This window comes from Pseudacidovorax sp. 1753 (assembly GCF_040544975.1).
Taxonomy (GTDB): Bacteria; Pseudomonadota; Gammaproteobacteria; order Burkholderiales; family Burkholderiaceae_C; genus Xenophilus.
The window spans coordinates 76,681-92,580 of sequence record NZ_JBEPKY010000005.1; the positions used below are offsets into that span (position 1 = coordinate 76,681).

Here is a 15,900-nt window from a genome sequence, read left to right on the forward strand (position 1 = left end):
GCCCTTGCACCCCGCGAGCCGCATCAGCCCCTGGCCGAGAATCGCGCGCACACCATGAGCAGCATCCCCCGTTTCGAGCCCCTGCCCACGCTGACCCGCCGCGACCAGGTGGCCGAGACGCTGCGCCGCGCCATCCTCTCGGGCCGCATCGCGCCGGGCACGCAGCTGGTCGAAAGCCGTCTGGCCGGCGACCTGGCCGTGAGCCGCGGCCTGCTGCGCGAGGCCATCCGCGAGCTGATCGAAAGCGGCCTGGCCACCAACCGGCCCTATGCCGGCACCTTCGTCACCGAGGTCAATGCCGCCGTGCTGCGCGACGTCTACGAGATGCGACGCGTGATGGAAAGCCAGGCCTACCGCCGCATCTGGCCGCTGCGCGACGCCGCCTTCCGCGATGAGCTGCAGGCCCGCTTCGACCACATGATCGCGGCCGTGCGCAGCGACGACCTGTCGGAGGAAATCCGCGCCGAGGCGCATTTCCACGGCCTGGTCTACGAGCGTTGCGGCAACCACCTGATGCCCGCGTTCTGGCAGCAGATGACGCAGAAGATCCAGCTCGGCTTCGCCATCTGCCAGATCGCGCATGCGCCCAAGGTGGACTTCGAGGCCAACCACCGGCGCTTCCTCGACTGCGCGCTGGGCGAGAGCCTGGACGAGATGGTGAGCGAGCTGAACGTGCACCTGGACCGCGGTCTGGCGACGATCCAGTTCGAAGCGGGCGCGGCCGCAGCCGCCTGAGCCATGACGAAGGCCGCTGCGGCCAGCTCCTGAGGCCAAACGTCCGACCGCCACTTTGGGCGGCGTCTGCGGCCTGGTGTCAAGTCGCTGAGCAAGCGCTCATGGCGCTCCCGCCGGAAGCCCTCCACCCATCAGGCCTCCCTTGAGGAAACGGAGGTAGGTCTTCATCACCGCATCTGGTATGCCGGAAGACTGCGTCCGTCGATGCAGGTGGTAGAGGTACAGGTAGTCCCGCGCGGCAATGAGCAGATAGGCCAGCGTGGCGAGTTCATCTTCACCGTAGTTGATGATTTCTCCATCTCGCTTCGCACGCTTGAGAAACTTCACGTAGCGACGCACCACCTCTTCGTGGTGACGGGACCAGGCCTTGGGCGCCTCAACTTCCGCTTCGTTGAGGACGCGCCAGAACCACGGGTTTTCCGAAAGGTATTCGAAGACTGCGCGGGCGCCTACCTCCTCCACCTCGAAGAAGCCCTTGGCGCCGTGCGCACGCTGGCGCACGAGCTCGAGCATCTGGACGCCGAAGTACGGCAGGAGCTCGTCGAAGAGCGCTTGCCGAGATTCGAAGTAGAGGTAGAAGGTGCCTTGGGCAATGCCTGCCTCTGCCGTGATGCGCTGGACTGAAGCATCGCGGTAGCCGAACTCGCCGACCACCTTGGCGGCAGAGACCATCAGGCGATCGCGGGTGCGCGCTGCCTTCTCCTCGCGGCTGAGTCGCACAGCGGCTGATTTTTTTCTCGCGGTGCGAGGGATGCCTGTCGCGGCGGCCAATACGCGTCCTTTCTGGCTTCGCTCGACGGCGAATAGCCTCCGTCCCAGTCTACTGAAGCGGCTCGGCGTGCCGAGCCGCAGCGTTTTCCCTAGTGGTCAGCGCATCGGATCGGACGAAACTGAATTATGACTCATCGTTCATTTTGTTTGTGTGATGCTGAACAGCCCTGCCTTTGAAGCCGAACAACGCTTTCGCCAGGAAGTGCGCGACTACTGCGAGAACGAGCTGCCGCGCAACGTTCGCGACAAGGTGCAGGCGAACCTCTTTCTGACCAAGGAAGACAACCTCGCCTTCCTTCGTTCGTTGGCACCCCGCGGATGGGTGGCCGGCCACTGGCCGCGGGAACACGGCGGCGCGGCATGGACGCCGCTTCAACGCTTCGTGTTCGAGGAGGAGAGCATGCGCTGCGGCGCGCCGTGGCTGATTCCGTTCGGCGTGAACTACGTCGGGCCGGTGATCTACACCTTCGGCTCCGAGGCGCAGAAGCGACGCTTCCTGCCGCCCATCCTGTCGTCGCAGGAGTGGTGGGCGCAAGGCTATTCCGAGCCCGGTGCCGGCTCGGACCTGGCCGGGCTCAAGACGCGGGCTGTGCGGCGCGGCGACCGCTACGTCGTCAGTGGCCAGAAGATCTGGACCAGCTATGTGCAATGGGCCGACTGGATGTTCTGCCTGGTGCGCACCAGTGACGAAGGCCGGCCCCAGCAGGGCATCTCGTTCCTGCTCATCGACATGCGCAGCCCCGGCGTGCAGGTGCGTCCAATCCGCACCATGGACGGCTGCCATCATGTCAATGAAGTTTTCCTCGATGAGGTCGAGGTGCCCGTGGAGATGCTCGTGGGCGAGGAGGGCAAGGGTTGGAGCTACGCCAAGTTCCTGCTGTCCAACGAGCGCATCCTCTCGGCCGAGACGGGCCGCGCCACGCGCCAGCTGCAGCACCTTCGTGCGTTGATGGCCGAGGCGCCCAGCGATGCGGTGCGCAATCTCCCCGTCTTCGAGCGGCGGCTGGCCGAGCTGGAACTGCGCCTGCATGCGCTGCGTGCCTTCTGCCTTGCCTACGCCCGCACCATGGACCCGGCGGCACCACCGGGGGTCGAAGCGTCGATCATGAAGATCCGCGGCACCGAGCTGCAGCAGGCCATTGCCGAGGCCACGCTGGATTGGCTGGGCGCCGCAGCCGTGGTCTACGACCCCCTTTTCGTGAACGCCGACACCCTCGCGTCCCCCGTGGGGCCTGCCACGACGCCCGGTGCAGTGCGCGAGTATTTGCATGGCCGCGCGTCGACCATCTATGGCGGCTCCAACGAGATCCAACGCAACATCATCAGCAAAGCGGAGCTCGGCCTGTGAACCCGACGACCTGGATGGACGACACCGATCAGGCCCTCGAATCGGCTGCGCGCCGGTGGGTTGCACAGCGCCATCGTTTCGAGGACCGGCAGCACCTCGCGCCCGACAGGCGTCGCCATGATCCGGCACTTTGGCGCTCTCTTGCGGAGCTGGGCTGGTTCGCGGTCGCGACCTCCGAGACCCACGGCGGCTTCGGCCTGCGCCCGTCGTCCATCGCCCTGCTCTGCCAGATCGCGGGAAGCGCATTGCTCACGGAGCCGCTGCTGAGTTGCGGTGCACTCGCACCGCAGCTGATCGAAGCGCTGGGCGACGCCACGCAAAGGTCGAAGTGGCTGCCTGACATGCTGCAAGGCACCCGCCTTGTGGTTGCCCTGGTCCCACCCGATCAGGATGTGGGGCCGGGCGTCACGCTCACGGCAGACGGTCGACTGCAGGGCCGCCTCGAGGTGGCGGTGGATGCGGACATCGCCGATGCACTGCTGATTCCTGCAGATGGCCGGCTCTGGTACCTGCCGGTCTCAGCAAGCGGCGTGCAACGCCAGCCGTATCCGCTGCTCGACGGACGTGGGGCTGCCACGGTGCATCTGGCCGCAGCGATTGCCGAGCCGCTGGCCGACCCCGAGCGTCGCTTTGCCGATGCCATGGCCCAGGCCCGCGCACTGGCGGCCGTCGCGGTGGCGTCGGATTCGCTCGGCCTGATGCAGTCGGCCTTCGATCAGACCCTGGACCATCTGAAGACGCGGCGGCAGTTTGGCATGCCCATCGGCAGCAACCAGGCCCTTCAGCACCGTGCGGTGGATGCATACATCCGGATCGCCGAAAGCCGTGCGGTCATCGACGAAGCGGTTGCAGCCTTGTGCGGCAACGCCCCACCCGTCGAGGCGGCGCGTGCCGTGCATGCTGCCAAGGCGCTGGCCTGCGAGAACGCCCGCAAGCTGACGCAGGAAGCGGTGCAGATGCACGGCGGCATCGGCATCACCGAGGAACACCCCGCCAGCCACTATCTGCGCCGCGCCCGTGTCAACGCGCAATGGCACGGCGCCGAGGATCTGCACCTGGCTGCGTTCGTCCGCGCCGGCGGCGCGCCCACTCCACAGGAGATCTGAATGGACTTTTCCAGCTACACCTGCATCGAGTTCGAGCGCCAGGGTCGCGTGCTCACCATTGCGCTCAACCGGCCCGAGCAGCGCAATGCGGTCAATGCGCGGCTGCACCACGAGCTGTCCCGCGTCTTCACCGACGCGCAACGCGACGAAGGCAGCGACATCGTCGTCCTCACCGGCCGAGGCCGTGCCTTCTGTGCCGGTGGCGACATCGACTGGATGCAGCAGTCAATCGATGAGCCCGCCGAGTTCGAGCGCACCGCCCGAGAGGCAAAAGACATCGTCTATTCGCAGCTCGACCTGGAGAAGCCGCTGATCTGCAAGCTCAACGGGCACGCGACCGGCCTGGGCGCCAGCCTTGCATTGCTGAGCGACGTGATCATCGCCTCCGACGAGGCTCGCATCGGCGATCCGCATGTGAGCGTGGGCCTGGTGGCCGGCGACGGCGGCGCGTTGATCTGGCCGCAACTGGTGGGTTATGCCAAAGCCAAGCGCTATCTGCTGACCGGCGAACTGCTGGGTGCCAAAGAGGCCGAGCGCATCGGTCTGCTCACCGAGGTGGTGCCGCTCGCACAGCTCGACGGCGCCGTCGACGCCTTGGCATCCCAGCTGGCATCGGGCGCCACCAAGGCCATCCGCTGGAGCAAGATCACCGCCAACCTGCCGTTGCGCCAGCTGTTCCACAGCTACTTTGATGCCGGCGTGGCCTACGAATGCATGTCCAACCTCACCCAGGACCATGCCGAGGCCGTGCGCGCCTTCCGCGAGAAGCGCAAGCCCGTCTTCAGCGGGCGCTGAGCCTGCCTTTGTCGTCCCTGACCTTCCACCGCCACCAAGAGCAATCCGGAGACACACCATGACATCCCTGCATCGCCGCACCCTCTTCAAGCAGGCCGCCGTCGCGGCGACCGTCGCCAGCATGCCGGCCTGGGTCCGTGCCCAGTCCGGGCCGCTGCGCATCGGGCTCATCACGCCGCTGAGCGGCCCACAGGAGTTCATCGGCTCCTACGTGAAGAACGGCGCCGAGATCGCGGTGGAGCAGATCAACAAGGCGGGGGGAATCCTGGGCCGTCAGGTGGCCCTGGAACTGCGCGACGACAAGGCCAATCCGGCCGCTGCGCTCGCGGCGGCACGCGAGCTGCTCGGCGCCGGCATCAACCTGCACACCGGCGGCATCTCCAGCGCCGTGGTGCTTGCGCTGGCGCCGGTGATGCAGCAGGAGAAGGGCGTCTTCATGACCTGCGGCGCGGGTACCGAGAAGATGAACCACGAGAACTACTCGCCCAACGTGTTCCGCCCCGGCGACGCGCCCGATGCACGCACCCGGGCGCAGGCCAAGCTGATGGCACAGAAGTACCCTCAGATCACGCGATGGACGGGCCTGGTGCCCGACCACGAATATGGTCGCACCACCTGGAGCATCTTCGTCGACGCGTTGCTGGAGTTCTATCCGGCACTCACCGGCAAGAAGCCCGAGATCATCGATCCGGTGCTCATGCCTTATGGGGTTTCCGACTACCGCAACTCGATCACCCAGGCGCTGCGCCAACCGGCGGACGGCGTCTTCAACTGCACCTATGGCGGCGATGCGATCACCATGTTCCAGCAGGCCCGCGGCTTCGGCCTGATGAGCCGCTACAAGGTCATCTGCGACGCCGCCAACGAGTTCCTCGTCGCGCGCGGACTCAAGCAGCAGCTGCCGCCGCAATGGACGGGCATGCACTACTACGCTGCTGCCAACAAGGGCAACCCGATCAGCGACCGCTTTGTGGCCGACTACGCGGCACGCACCAAGGACCCCGAGCCCCTGGGCTGGGCCGCAGAAGCGCATGCCAGCCTATACGCCCTGCAGAAGGCCATCGAGAAGGGCAAATCGACGGACACGGAGGCCGTTATCGCCAACCTCAAGGGCCTGACCTGGGACACCGTGACGGGGCCGCGCACCATGCGCGCCGAGGACAACCAGGCCATCAAGGATGTCGAGCTCGTCTATCTCGAGCCGGCCGATGATGCGAAGGGCTACAAGGTCGCCCAGTACGTCAAGGTGGACGGGAAGTCGGTCCTGTTCCCGCCGACCCCGGGCAAGAAGCTGCAGTTGCGCACTGCCTGAGGACGGTCCCGTCATGGCGCTGTCGGACATTGCCACGCTGCTTGTGAACAGCCTGACCTGGGCCATGGCGACCTTCCTCGTCGCCGCCGGCCTCACGCTGGTGTTCGGAACGCTGCACATCCTCAACTTCTCGCACGGCGGCTTTTTCATGATCGGTGCCTACGCGGCGTATTCGCTGACGCAGGCGCTGGGCGGCGCGGGCTCCATCGCGTTCTACCTGTTCGCGTCGCTGGCGGCCGGGGTGGCCGTGGCGCTGCTGGGTCTGGTGGTCGACCGCCTCGTGTTGCGGCGGCTGTCGGGCGTCGACGACGCCTATGTGCTGATCGCCACCTATGCCCTTCTTCTGGTGTGCGAAGGGTCCACCAAGCTGCTGTGGGGCCTCAACTATCACAGTGTGATGCCGCCTGCGGTGCTGGACGGCGCCTGGTTGCTCGGCGACGCCGTGCTCCCGCGCCTGTCGCTCTTCATCATCGTGTGCGGTGTCGTGGTGTACCTGGGGCTGGAGGGCTTTCTCAACCGGACCGCGCCTGGCCGGCTCGTCAAGGCGATCGCGGCCGATGCCTGGATGGCCCGTCTGCTGGGCATCCGGGTGCGCTGGGTGTACACCGGCGCGGTGGCGCTGGGGTTTGCGCTGGCCGGACTGGCCGGCGGGCTGCTGTTGTCCAACCAGACCTTGTCGCCGACGCTGGCCAGCGCCTTCGTGATCCAGGCCTTCGGCGTCATCATCATCGGCGGCATGGGCAGCATCAGTGGCGCTTTTGTGGGGTCGCTGTTGCTCGGGTTGATCGACGCGGTGGGGCAGTGGGTACTGCCCGGTCTGCCCGGTCTGCCCTTCTTCCTGGCCATGACGCTGATATTGCTGCTTCGCCCACAGGGCCTCATGGGAAAGGCCCGCGCATGAACGCCGCTTCCGCGCCCGTCAAGCGGGGCGTCGCCATCTCCCGGCGCGACTGGATGGTCCTGGCTCTTCTGGTGCTGGTGTCGCTGCTGGTGCCGGCCGGGCTGAACCGCGGGCTGGTCTTCATCGCCGGCATGATCTGGATCAACGCGGTCTTCGGGCTCGCCTTCAACCTCCTGTTCGGCATGTCGGGTGTGCTCAGCTTCGGCCAGGCGATGTTCTTCGCAGCCGGCGCCTACCTCTGCGCGCTGCTGCTGCAGTCGCAGGCGGTGCCTTTCGTGCTGATGGTGCCGCTGGCCGGGCTGCTGGGTGCGGCTCTGGCCACGGCGGTGGGCGTGGTGGCGTTGCGGCGTAGCGAAGGCGTGTACTTCGCCATCCTCACCTTGGCCTTCGCCGAGTTGGTGCATCTGCTGATCGCCAACACCTCGGTGCTGGGCCGGAACGACGGGTTGGCCGGCCTGGCGCGCCCACGTCTGGGCGGAGCGACCTGGGGGCTCGATCTGGCGCAGGGTGACCGCTTCTACTTCGCCATCGTCGTCACATGCGCACTGCTCATTGCGTTCGTGCGCTGGCTGCAGGGGACCCCCTTTGCGCGGGCCCTGCAGGCGCTCAAGCAGGACCCGGACCGCGCGGAGTTCCTGGGCATCCCGGTCAAACGGCATCGGCTGGCAATCTTCGCCATCGCGGGGGGTGTCACGGCTGCTGCCGGTGCGCTGGTGGCGCCCTGGGCCCAGATCGTGACGCCGGAACTGGCGCATTGGTCCAACTCCACCAACCCCATCCTCTACACGCTTCTGGGTGGTAGCGCGTATTTCTGGGGGCCGGTGCTGGGCGCCATCGTTCTGTCGTGCGTGTTCTACGCCACCCGCACACTGGTCGGGCTCTCGGACATGGTCACCGGCCTGCTGCTGCTCGGGGTGGTGTTGTCCTTGCCAGGTGGCATTCTGGGTCTGGTGGATCGGCTGCGTCGCCCGGCGCCGGAAGCTCTCACCCGCCCCGCGACTCCTCGGGAGGCCACGCGATGAGCAACCCCAGTGGCGATCGGCAGAGCACCCCGCCCCCAGGCGACGCTGAAGGCCGCTTCGCGGCCGCCCGCCTGGAAGCCCTGGGCCTGATCAAGGCGTATGGACGCATCCCAGTCCTGCGCGACGTGAGCCTGGCGGTCGAGCCGGGCGAATCGCACGTGGTCATCGGCCCCAACGGTGCAGGAAAGACCACGCTGTTCAAGGTCCTCACGGGAGAGCTCGTGGCCGACCGGGGGCAGGTGCGTTTTGCGGGCAAGGATCTGGGCCGGATGCCCGCCCATGCGCGGGTGCACCGCGGCTTCGGCCGGACCTTCCAGGTGGCCAAGGTCTTCACCGGTCTGTCCGTGCGCGACAACCTGCGCGTCGCTCTGGAGGCGCGGGAGCGCCGGGCCCGGCCGTGGCGCGGCATCTCGCGCGCGACAGCGAGGGGCTTCGAGGAGGCGATGCCGCAACTGCTGGCCGACACCGGCTTTGCCGGTCGGCCTGACGTGTCAGCGGGCAGCCTTCCGTATGGCGACCGCAAACGGCTCGAACTGGCAATGGTGCTGGCCCTGCAGCCGACCATCCTGTTTCTTGATGAGCCCACGGCCGGCATGTCGGCTGCAGAGAGGCAGGCCACGGTGACGCTGCTCAATGCCGTGCGGCAGCGCCATCGGTTGTCGATGCTGCTGACCGAGCACGACATGGACGTCGTCTTCGGCCTGGCTGACCGCATCTCCGTACTGCACCACGGTGAGCTCATCGCTTCGGGCACGCCCGCGCAGATCCGCGCCGACGCCCGGGTGCAGGAGGTCTATCTGGGCGCCGAGGAGGACATGGCACATGCTTGAGATCCGAGGTCTGCAGGCTTCCTACGGCGACAGCCAGGCGCTGTTCGGTATCGACCTGCGTGTGCCCGCCGGTGCCGGCGTGGCCCTGCTCGGGCGCAATGGCGCGGGCAAGTCGACGCTCATGAAGTCCGTGCTGGACGCGGGCCCGCGCACGCAAGGAGAGTTGCGCTTCAACGGCGTGGCCCTGCAGGGGCAGTCCACCGAGGCGCGCGCGCGGATGGGCCTGGCGCTGGTGCCGGAGGACCGTCGGCTCTTCGCGACTCTGACCGTCCGGCAGAACCTGGAGCTGGCCTGGTATGCCGCGCCCCGTGACCGACCCCGCATGACCGTGGACGCGGTAGTAAAGCTGTTTCCCCTGCTAGCTCCGCTGCTGGAGCGGCTGGGCGATCAACTCTCTGGCGGCCAACAGCAACTCGTGGCCGTCGCGCGGGGCCTGATGGCATCGCCGGCCCTGCTGATGCTCGACGAACCGGCAGAAGGCTTGGCGCCCAAGGTGGCCAACGACCTTGCGCGCGAGGTGCGCGCGGCACGGACGGCGCTGGGCCTGACGGTGCTGGTGGCCGAGCAGAGCATCGCCTATGCGCGGCAGTGCACCGAATACGTGTACCTGCTGGACAGCGGCCAGATCGTCTTCGCCGGCGACTGGGCCGCGTTCGATGCCGACCCGCAACTCAAGATGCGCTATCTGGCCGTGTGAAGCGGCCGCCTGAGGAGATCCGAGGATGAAGACCGACGTGAGCGGCTGGCAGTTGCAGTGGGACGCGGCCCGCGCCCGAGAGTGGTGGGCCGACGGCCGATGGCCTCGCCGCACCGTGGCCGCGGCGCTGCGCGACATGGCCGAGCGCGAGCCGGACCGGGTCACGCAGGTCTGCGGTGGCACGCCGGTGACCGCCGGCGCAGTGTGGTCGCAGGCCCGCGCGCTGGCGTCGTACCTGCAGGCGTCCGGCTTCCGCCCAGGCGATGTGCTGGCCTTTCAGACCCCCAACTGGCACGAAGCGGCTGTCATCGATGTGGCCGCCTGCCTGCTGGGCGTGGTCGTGTGCCCGATCGTGACCATCTATCGCGACAAGGAGGTCGAGCTGATCCTTGCGGACAGCCGTGCCAAGGGCATCTTCATCGCGCCCGAGTTCCGCGGCTGGGACCATGCCGCCATGCTGGAGCGCTTGCGGCCCCATCTGCCCGACCTGGCCCATGTGTGGACCGTGCGTGGCCCGCACGGCTCCGGTCGCGATCTGCGTGAGTTGGTCGCCAATGCCCCGCCGCCCGCGCCGCTGCCGGCCGTGTCCACCCAGGCGGTCAAGCTGGTGCTCTACACATCCGGCACCACCGGGCGACCGAAGGCGGTACTGCACACGCACGACACGCTGATCCGCGCCACGCTGATGTGCGCCCGGCACTGGGGCCTGAAGGCGGGCGACACGACGCTCATGCCGTCGCCCTTGACCCATGTCACGGGCTTCAGCCACGGCATCGAGATGCCCTTCTATGTCGGCACACGCTGCGTGCTGATGGAGCGGTGGGACGCGGCCCGCGCCGCGGACATCATCGAGCAAGAGGGCGTGTGCTTCACCATCGGCGCCACGCCGTTCCTGCAGGAGCTGATGGATGTGGCCGAACGCGAGCGGCGCCGCTTGCCATCGCTACGGCTGTTTCCCTGTGGCGGCGCCGCAGTTGCGCCGGAAGTCATCCATCGCGTGTCGCGCGTCCTCCCGGGGTGTACCGCCTTTCGCGTCTATGGCTCCAGCGAGGCGCCCATGATCACCCTGGGATTCAGCCGTCCCGACCAGGCCCGCCTGGCGGCCGAGACCGACGGCGAGGTGGTGGACTACGAGGTGCGGGTGCTCGACCCTGCCGGCCATCCGCTGCCGCCGGGCGGTGAGGGTGAGATCTGCGCGCGGGGCCCTTCGCTCTTCGTCGGCTATGTCGACCCGCAGCAGACCCGCGAAGCCTTCGATGAAGACGGCTTCTTCCACACCGGCGACGTCGGCTATCTCACGCCCGACAACGCGGTGGTCTTCACGGGTCGGATCAAGGATCTGATCAACCGCGGTGGCGAGAAGATCAGCGCCAAGGAGGTGGAGGATCTGCTGCACCAGCATCCTTCGGTGACGGGCGCCGCAGTGGTTGCCATGCCCCATGCCCGGCTGGGAGAGACCGTGTGCGCCTTCCTGATCCTGCGCGCCGATGCCCCGCAGGAGACATCGGGAATCGAGGCAATGCTGGCGGCTGCGGGTGTCGCGCGGCAGAAGCTGCCCGAGCACTACTTCCTGGTCGGGGAATTTCCCACCACGGCCTCCGGCAAAGTCCGCAAGGATGTACTCCGTGCCCAGGCTCGGGAGGGCGCCCCGCCCCTTCACAGCCAACCCCCCGCGCGGATGGCCGATTCGGGAGATGTCAAGGCGTAGCGCCGACGCTGGCCGCCCTACCCCACCCGGCTCGCAATCAGCACCGCATTCGTCCCGCCGAACGCAAAGGCGTTGGACATCACATGCCGGATGTCGCCGTTGGCGCGTGGCGCCAGGCCGTGCACGAGGTCCACGCCCAGGGTGGAGTCGGGCGCGGTGGCGCTGGCGGGCAGCTGGCCGAGTTCCATCGCGCGCAGGGCGCACAGCAGTTCGATGGCCCCGCCGCCGCCCATGATGTGGCCGTGCAGCGCCTTGGTGGCACTCACCGGCACACCGCGCGCACCGAAGATCTCGGCCAGCGTGGCGGCCTCGGCGGCATCGCCGGCGACGGTGCCGGTGCCGTGCGCATTCACATGGCCGATGTCGCTGGCGGCCAGACCGGCGTCGGCCAGCGCGGCGCGTACCGCGCGCACCTGGCCTTCGCTGTTCGGGTTGCTGATGTGGCTTGCATCGCAGCTGGTGCCGTAGCCGGCCAGCAGCGCCTGCACATCCACGCCGCGGCGCTCGGCCGAGGCGACCGATTCGATGATCACCGCGCCCGCACCCTCGCCCAGCGCGAAGCCCGCACGGTCGGCCGAGAAGGGCCGGCAGGTGTGGGCGGCATGCGCCTCCAGCGGCGCCAGCACGCGCATGGCCTGCCAGCTGGCGATCACGCCCGGCGTCAGCAGGGCCTCATGACCGCCGGCGATGGCCACGTCCACCCAGCCGCCGCGCACGGCCCGCATGGCCTCGCCGATGGCCACCGCCGACGAGGCGCAGGCGCAGGCGTAGCCCACGGCCGAGGCGCGTGCGCCGAAGGCCAGCGCAAGCTCGGCCACGGCCGCATTGGGCATGGTCGTCAGCACCGTGGTGGGCCGCAGGCGGCGCTTGCGGCCGTAGAGCTGCTCGGTGGACTGGTCGAAGCTGCTCGCGCCGCCCATGCCCGTGCCCCAGAACACGCCCAGGCGCTCGGGCGCCGGCTGGCGGCTGCTCTCGAACAGGCGCGACTGCTCCGCCGCCTCGAAGGCGGCGCTCAGGGCCATCGCCGTGCCGCGGTCGAGCGTCACGCCCGAAGGGGCGCGGCTCTTGCGCTCGTCGAACTCGCTGCAGGCCGCCACGCCGACGGTGAAGCGCTCCACCCCGTCGATGACGACTTCGCGCGGTGCGATGGCGCACTGGTTGGCGGCCAGCGCCCGGTCCAGGGCCTGGACGCTGGTGCCCAGCGGGCTGACCAGGCCCAGACCGGTGATGGCGACGGGCGTGCTCACAGCGTCACCTCGGCCTGGCCTGCGTCGAGGGTGCTCATGCGTGGGCCGGCGTGGCGCCGCCGGTCTGCTGCTGTGCCATGTGCGCGTCGATGGCGTCGCACAGGTCGCCCAGGGTGATGCCGGCCTCGCGCGGGTCCAGGCGCTCTTCGGGCAGGCGCAGCTTGAGCGCGTCCTCGACCGAGAAGATGAATTCCATCAGTGCCAGGGAGTCGAGGCCCAGGTCGGCCAGCGGCACCTCGGGGCGCAGCAGGGCCGGGTCGCAGCGGTGCTCTTCCTGGGCGATGCGGGCGATGGTCTGGAAGGTGGTCGACGGCATGGATCAGCTTTGGTTGGAGGTGGAAGGGGCGCGGCCCTCGGCCACGGCGCGGGCGAACTCGATCGTCTCCTCGGCCACCTGGCGGCGGTCGTTGTCGATCGAGATCATGTGGTAGCTGTTCTCGAGCACCACCGTGTGCAGCGGCGCATGCTTGAGGCCCTGGGTGAGCAGGTCGATGTTGGACAGGCTGGCCACCTCGTCCTCGCGGGCATGCAGAGCCAGCACGGGACAGCGCACGCGGTCGAGGCTGCGGCGCACGGCGCGGCGCAGGCGGTCGTATTCGCGCAGATGGGCCACGCCGATGGCGGCGCAGCCGGCGCGGGAGATCTGGCGGTCCTTGAGCTCCTGCTCGATCCATTCGCGCACGCGCTGGTTCTTGACGCCGTAGGGCGCGCGCTCGCGGTAGCGCCACAGGCGGCCCAGCGGCGTGTACAGGGCCAGCGGCAGCAGCCAGCGGCTGCGGCCCACGCTCCAGCCGTCCATGCGCAGCGTGGTGGACATCAGCACCACGCCGGCCGCGGCCTGCCCCAGCCGCGCCACGGCGGCCAGGGCCAGCGCGGCGCCGGCCGAGATGCCGGCCAGCAGCACGGTGCCGTACTGCTGCTTGAGCTGCGCGAACTCGGCGCACACCCGGTCCACCCATTGGTCGAAGCCGGTGCTGCGCTGGCCATCGGCATCGAAGGAATAGCCCGCGATGTGGGGCGCGCTCACATGCCAGCCGCTTCGGCGCAGCGAGGACTGCAGGTGCAGCAGTTCGTCGGCGGTGCTGCACAGGCCGGGCAGCAGCAGCACGGCGCCGCGCACGGGGGACGCAGCAGCGTCGGACAGGAAGGATGCGGTCATCGTCGGCTCCACGGACCCCTGCCTCGTGCGGGCGGGCCATCCGTCGTTGGGGCCGCAGATTACGCAGCGCTGCCTGAAGAAAGTCCCAAGAAATCCTGAAGACTTCTTCAGGCGGAAAACGGGCTTGCAAAGGCATACTGCCTGCCCCATGTGCCCGCCATTGCCCACGCCCGATGCGCATCCTCCTGGTTGAAGACGACCGCAAGGCCGCCCGCGTGCTGGCGCGCGGCCTGCAGGAGGAGGGCTTCGTGGTCGACGTGGTCCATTCGGCCGAAGAGGCGGACGAAGAGGCCTTCGTCACTGCCTACGGCCTCATCGTGCTCGACCGCATGCTGCCCGGCCAGGACGGCCTGGGCTGGTGCCGCGACCTGCGCGAACGCGGCGTGACCACGCCCGTGCTCATGCTCACCGCCCGCGATGCATTGGTCGACCGCGTGGAGGGCCTCAACCTCGGCGCCGACGACTACCTGACCAAGCCCTTCGCCTTCGACGAACTGCTGGCGCGCGCGCGGGCGCTGCTGCGCCGCTCGGACCTGGCCCGACCCTCGGTGCTGGTGGTGGGCGCGCTGCGGCTCGATCCGCTCAGCCATGCCCTCACCGGCCATGGCCAGCCCATCGACCTCACGCAGAAGGAGTTCGCGCTGCTGCACATCCTGATGCGCCATCCGGGCGAGGTGGTGAGCCGTGCCCGCATCGCCGAGCAGATCTGGAAGGACGACCTGCTCGCCATCGACAACCTCATCGACGTGCACATGGGCAACCTGCGGCGCAAGCTGGAGGGCATCGCCGATCCTTCCATCGTCACCGTGCGCGGGCGCGGCTTCCGGCTGGACGTGGGGGCCACCGCATGACCATGCTGAGCTTCCGCCGGCGCCTGGCCATCGTGCACTTCGCCGTCGTCTCGCTGGTGATGGCGGTGGTGGCGGCCGTGGGCATCTGGGCCTTCTCGACCGACCTGCGCGGCGACCTGGACGACGCCATCCTGGCGCTGGCCGAGCTGGAGTCCGGCATGCTGGCCGTGGCCGAGCCGGGCACGCCCGCCGTCGTGCACGAGGCCGCGCGCAACCGCGGGCCTTCGTATGCGCGGGTGGATCGCCTGGTGCAGGTGGTGGACAAGGACGGGCAGGTGGTGGCGCGCAGCGCCAACCTCGGCTCGGCCACGCTGCCGGTGCCGGCGGACCTGCGGGCCCAGCTGGTCGGCGGCGGCCCGCTCTACGAGGACCTGGAGCGCTTTGCCGGTGAACCCACGCGGGTGGTGTCGGTGCCGGTGCCCAACCGGCCCGACCTGATGGCCGTGCAGGTCGCCGCCTCGCTGGAGGACCTGAACCACGCGGTGGCCAGTGCCGGCGTCATGATGCTGCTGCTGACCGTGGTGCTGATCCTGGCGCTGGGCATCGCGGGCGAGCTGCTCACCCGCCGCGTCTTCAATGCCATCGACGACATCGTCGAACAGGCGCGCCGCATCGGCCAGCGCAACCTGGCCAGCCGGCTGCCGCACCCCGGCGTGCCGGACGAGATCGGGCGGCTGGTGGACACGCTCAACGAGATGCTCGACCGCCTGGAGCGCGGCATCGAGGCGCAGCGCAACTTCACGGCCGATGCCTCGCACGAGCTGCGCTCGCCGCTGTCGCGCCTGCGGGCCGAGCTGGAAATTGCGTTGCGCCGCCCGCGCGATGCCGCCAGCTATGTGGAGACGCTGCATTCCGCGCTGGACGAGGTGGAATCGCTCACCCTGCTGGTGGAGGAGCTGCTGGTGCTGGCCCGCCTGGATGCCGGCCAGGAGCGCGGCGAGATGGAGTCGCTGTCGCTGGCCGACCTGGTGCGCGAGACCCTGCGGCGCATGGCCCCGGTCGCGCGCCAGCGCCAGGTGGTGCTGACGGTGAGCGAGGGGGCCGACCTGCAGGCCGTGTCGGCCCGCGTGCCGGTGCAACTCGCGCTGACCAACCTGATCGACAACGCCATCAAGTACTCGCCGCAGGGCGGTGCCGTCACCGTGAGCCTGCTGGCCGATGCGGCCGCCCGCGAGGCCATCGTGCGCGTGACGGACGACGGCCCCGGCATCGAGCCCAGCGACCTGCCGCACCTGTTCGAGCGCTTCTACCGCGGCGCCCGCGCCCGGGAGGCGGCGGCCGGCCTGGGCCTGGGCCTGTCGCTGGCGCAGGCCGTGATGCACGCCCACGGCGCCCGGCTGGAGGCGGGCAATGCGCCGGGTGGCGGGGCGCGCTTCGACCTGCGGCTGCCGATGGTGGCGGCGGGCTGAGTACGCCGT

General features: G+C 68.9%; 16 protein-coding genes. 12 read left to right on the top strand and 4 right to left on the bottom strand.

Annotated elements, in window-relative coordinates; all coding sequences use genetic code 11:
* The first annotated feature begins 54 nt into the window (after nt 1–54).
* Entirely contained in the window at nt 55–735 is a 681-nt protein-coding gene (locus ABIC63_RS07545) for a GntR family transcriptional regulator (RefSeq protein WP_354319267.1), read from the top strand.
* A 99-nt stretch (nt 736–834) separates the two neighbouring features.
* Here ABIC63_RS07545 and ABIC63_RS07550 read toward each other — a convergent pair whose 3' ends face one another.
* Nucleotides 835–1,506, bottom strand: a complete 672-nt coding sequence (locus ABIC63_RS07550) for a TetR/AcrR family transcriptional regulator (RefSeq protein WP_294372133.1) — start codon at nt 1,504–1,506, stop codon at nt 835–837.
* Nucleotides 1,507–1,660: 154 nt separating this feature from the next.
* Between ABIC63_RS07550 and ABIC63_RS07555 the strand changes: the two genes are divergently transcribed.
* The 9 genes from ABIC63_RS07555 to ABIC63_RS07595 are packed head-to-tail and all read left to right on the top strand — an operon-like array spanning nt 1,661 to nt 11,225.
* Nucleotides 1,661–2,854 carry an acyl-CoA dehydrogenase family protein gene (locus tag ABIC63_RS07555; RefSeq protein WP_294372128.1) on the top strand — a complete coding sequence of 398 codons (1,194 nt, stop codon included), beginning with the start codon at nt 1,661–1,663 and terminating at the stop codon, nt 2,852–2,854.
* 14 nt (nt 2,855–2,868) lie between these two features.
* On the top strand, nt 2,869–3,960 hold the full coding sequence (locus ABIC63_RS07560) for an acyl-CoA dehydrogenase family protein (RefSeq protein ID WP_354319268.1): 1,092 nt from the start codon (nt 2,869–2,871) through the stop codon (nt 3,958–3,960).
* Nucleotides 3,961–4,755 (top strand): enoyl-CoA hydratase/isomerase family protein, encoded by a 795-nt coding sequence (locus ABIC63_RS07565; RefSeq protein ID WP_294372123.1) that lies wholly within the window; start codon nt 3,961–3,963, stop codon nt 4,753–4,755.
* A 58-nt stretch (nt 4,756–4,813) separates the two neighbouring features.
* Nucleotides 4,814–6,067, top strand: coding sequence for an ABC transporter substrate-binding protein (locus ABIC63_RS07570; protein WP_354319269.1), 1,254 nt, complete (start codon nt 4,814–4,816; stop codon nt 6,065–6,067).
* Nucleotides 6,068–6,080: 13 nt separating this feature from the next.
* Nucleotides 6,081–6,968, top strand: a complete 888-nt coding sequence (locus ABIC63_RS07575; RefSeq protein WP_354319270.1) for a branched-chain amino acid ABC transporter permease — start codon at nt 6,081–6,083, stop codon at nt 6,966–6,968.
* Entirely contained in the window at nt 6,965–7,990 is a 1,026-nt protein-coding gene (locus ABIC63_RS07580; protein ID WP_354319271.1) for a branched-chain amino acid ABC transporter permease, read from the top strand. The genes ABIC63_RS07575 and ABIC63_RS07580 overlap by 4 nt, the downstream gene beginning before the upstream one ends.
* The gene (locus tag ABIC63_RS07585) at nt 7,987–8,820 is read left to right on the top strand and encodes an ABC transporter ATP-binding protein (RefSeq protein ID WP_354319272.1); all 834 of its coding nucleotides are present in this window, start codon (nt 7,987–7,989) and stop codon (nt 8,818–8,820) included. Before ABIC63_RS07580 ends, ABIC63_RS07585 begins: the two co-directional genes overlap by 4 nt.
* Nucleotides 8,813–9,517, top strand: a complete 705-nt coding sequence (locus ABIC63_RS07590) for an ABC transporter ATP-binding protein (protein ID WP_354319273.1) — start codon at nt 8,813–8,815, stop codon at nt 9,515–9,517. Before ABIC63_RS07585 ends, ABIC63_RS07590 begins: the two co-directional genes overlap by 8 nt.
* Before the next feature lie 25 nt (nt 9,518–9,542).
* Nucleotides 9,543–11,225 carry an AMP-binding protein gene (locus tag ABIC63_RS07595; protein ID WP_294372109.1) on the top strand — a complete coding sequence of 561 codons (1,683 nt, stop codon included), beginning with the start codon at nt 9,543–9,545 and terminating at the stop codon, nt 11,223–11,225.
* A 17-nt stretch (nt 11,226–11,242) separates the two neighbouring features.
* Here ABIC63_RS07595 and ABIC63_RS07600 read toward each other — a convergent pair whose 3' ends face one another.
* Genes ABIC63_RS07600 through ABIC63_RS07610 form a run of 3 tightly spaced genes read right to left on the bottom strand, consistent with a single transcriptional unit; the run spans nt 11,243 to nt 13,631 of the window.
* Nucleotides 11,243–12,472: a beta-ketoacyl-[acyl-carrier-protein] synthase family protein gene (locus ABIC63_RS07600; RefSeq protein ID WP_294372106.1), complete on the bottom strand. Its 1,230-nt coding sequence runs from the start codon at nt 12,470–12,472 to the stop codon at nt 11,243–11,245.
* A 34-nt stretch (nt 12,473–12,506) separates the two neighbouring features.
* Nucleotides 12,507–12,788: an acyl carrier protein gene (locus tag ABIC63_RS07605; protein WP_294372103.1), complete on the bottom strand. Its 282-nt coding sequence runs from the start codon at nt 12,786–12,788 to the stop codon at nt 12,507–12,509.
* Between the two features lie 3 nt (nt 12,789–12,791).
* Nucleotides 12,792–13,631 (bottom strand): alpha/beta hydrolase, encoded by an 840-nt coding sequence (locus ABIC63_RS07610; RefSeq protein WP_354319274.1) that lies wholly within the window; start codon nt 13,629–13,631, stop codon nt 12,792–12,794.
* 173 nt (nt 13,632–13,804) lie between these two features.
* Between ABIC63_RS07610 and ABIC63_RS07615 the strand changes: the two genes are divergently transcribed.
* Both ABIC63_RS07615 and ABIC63_RS07620 read left to right on the top strand, forming a co-directional pair.
* Nucleotides 13,805–14,482, top strand: a complete 678-nt coding sequence (locus tag ABIC63_RS07615; protein ID WP_294372094.1) for a response regulator transcription factor — start codon at nt 13,805–13,807, stop codon at nt 14,480–14,482.
* Nucleotides 14,479–15,891: an ATP-binding protein gene (locus ABIC63_RS07620; RefSeq protein ID WP_354319275.1), complete on the top strand. Its 1,413-nt coding sequence runs from the start codon at nt 14,479–14,481 to the stop codon at nt 15,889–15,891. Before ABIC63_RS07615 ends, ABIC63_RS07620 begins: the two co-directional genes overlap by 4 nt.
* Nucleotides 15,892–15,900: the final 9 nt, after the last annotated feature.

Coding starts and splice junctions, on each gene's coding strand:
- ABIC63_RS07545 (WP_354319267.1), top strand. CDS start 55: ATGAGCAGCATCCCCCGTTTCGAGCCCCTGCCCACGCTGACCCGCCGC.
- ABIC63_RS07555 (WP_294372128.1), top strand. CDS start 1,661: ATGCTGAACAGCCCTGCCTTTGAAGCCGAACAACGCTTTCGCCAGGAA.
- ABIC63_RS07560 (WP_354319268.1), top strand. CDS start 2,869: ATGGACGACACCGATCAGGCCCTCGAATCGGCTGCGCGCCGGTGGGTT.
- ABIC63_RS07565 (WP_294372123.1), top strand. CDS start 3,961: ATGGACTTTTCCAGCTACACCTGCATCGAGTTCGAGCGCCAGGGTCGC.
- ABIC63_RS07570 (WP_354319269.1), top strand. CDS start 4,814: ATGACATCCCTGCATCGCCGCACCCTCTTCAAGCAGGCCGCCGTCGCG.
- ABIC63_RS07575 (WP_354319270.1), top strand. CDS start 6,081: ATGGCGCTGTCGGACATTGCCACGCTGCTTGTGAACAGCCTGACCTGG.
- ABIC63_RS07580 (WP_354319271.1), top strand. CDS start 6,965: ATGAACGCCGCTTCCGCGCCCGTCAAGCGGGGCGTCGCCATCTCCCGG.
- ABIC63_RS07585 (WP_354319272.1), top strand. CDS start 7,987: ATGAGCAACCCCAGTGGCGATCGGCAGAGCACCCCGCCCCCAGGCGAC.
- ABIC63_RS07590 (WP_354319273.1), top strand. CDS start 8,813: ATGCTTGAGATCCGAGGTCTGCAGGCTTCCTACGGCGACAGCCAGGCG.
- ABIC63_RS07595 (WP_294372109.1), top strand. CDS start 9,543: ATGAAGACCGACGTGAGCGGCTGGCAGTTGCAGTGGGACGCGGCCCGC.
- ABIC63_RS07605 (WP_294372103.1), bottom strand. CDS start 12,788: ATGCCGTCGACCACCTTCCAGACCATCGCCCGCATCGCCCAGGAAGAG.
- ABIC63_RS07610 (WP_354319274.1), bottom strand. CDS start 13,631: ATGACCGCATCCTTCCTGTCCGACGCTGCTGCGTCCCCCGTGCGCGGC.
- ABIC63_RS07615 (WP_294372094.1), top strand. CDS start 13,805: ATGCGCATCCTCCTGGTTGAAGACGACCGCAAGGCCGCCCGCGTGCTG.
- ABIC63_RS07620 (WP_354319275.1), top strand. CDS start 14,479: ATGACCATGCTGAGCTTCCGCCGGCGCCTGGCCATCGTGCACTTCGCC.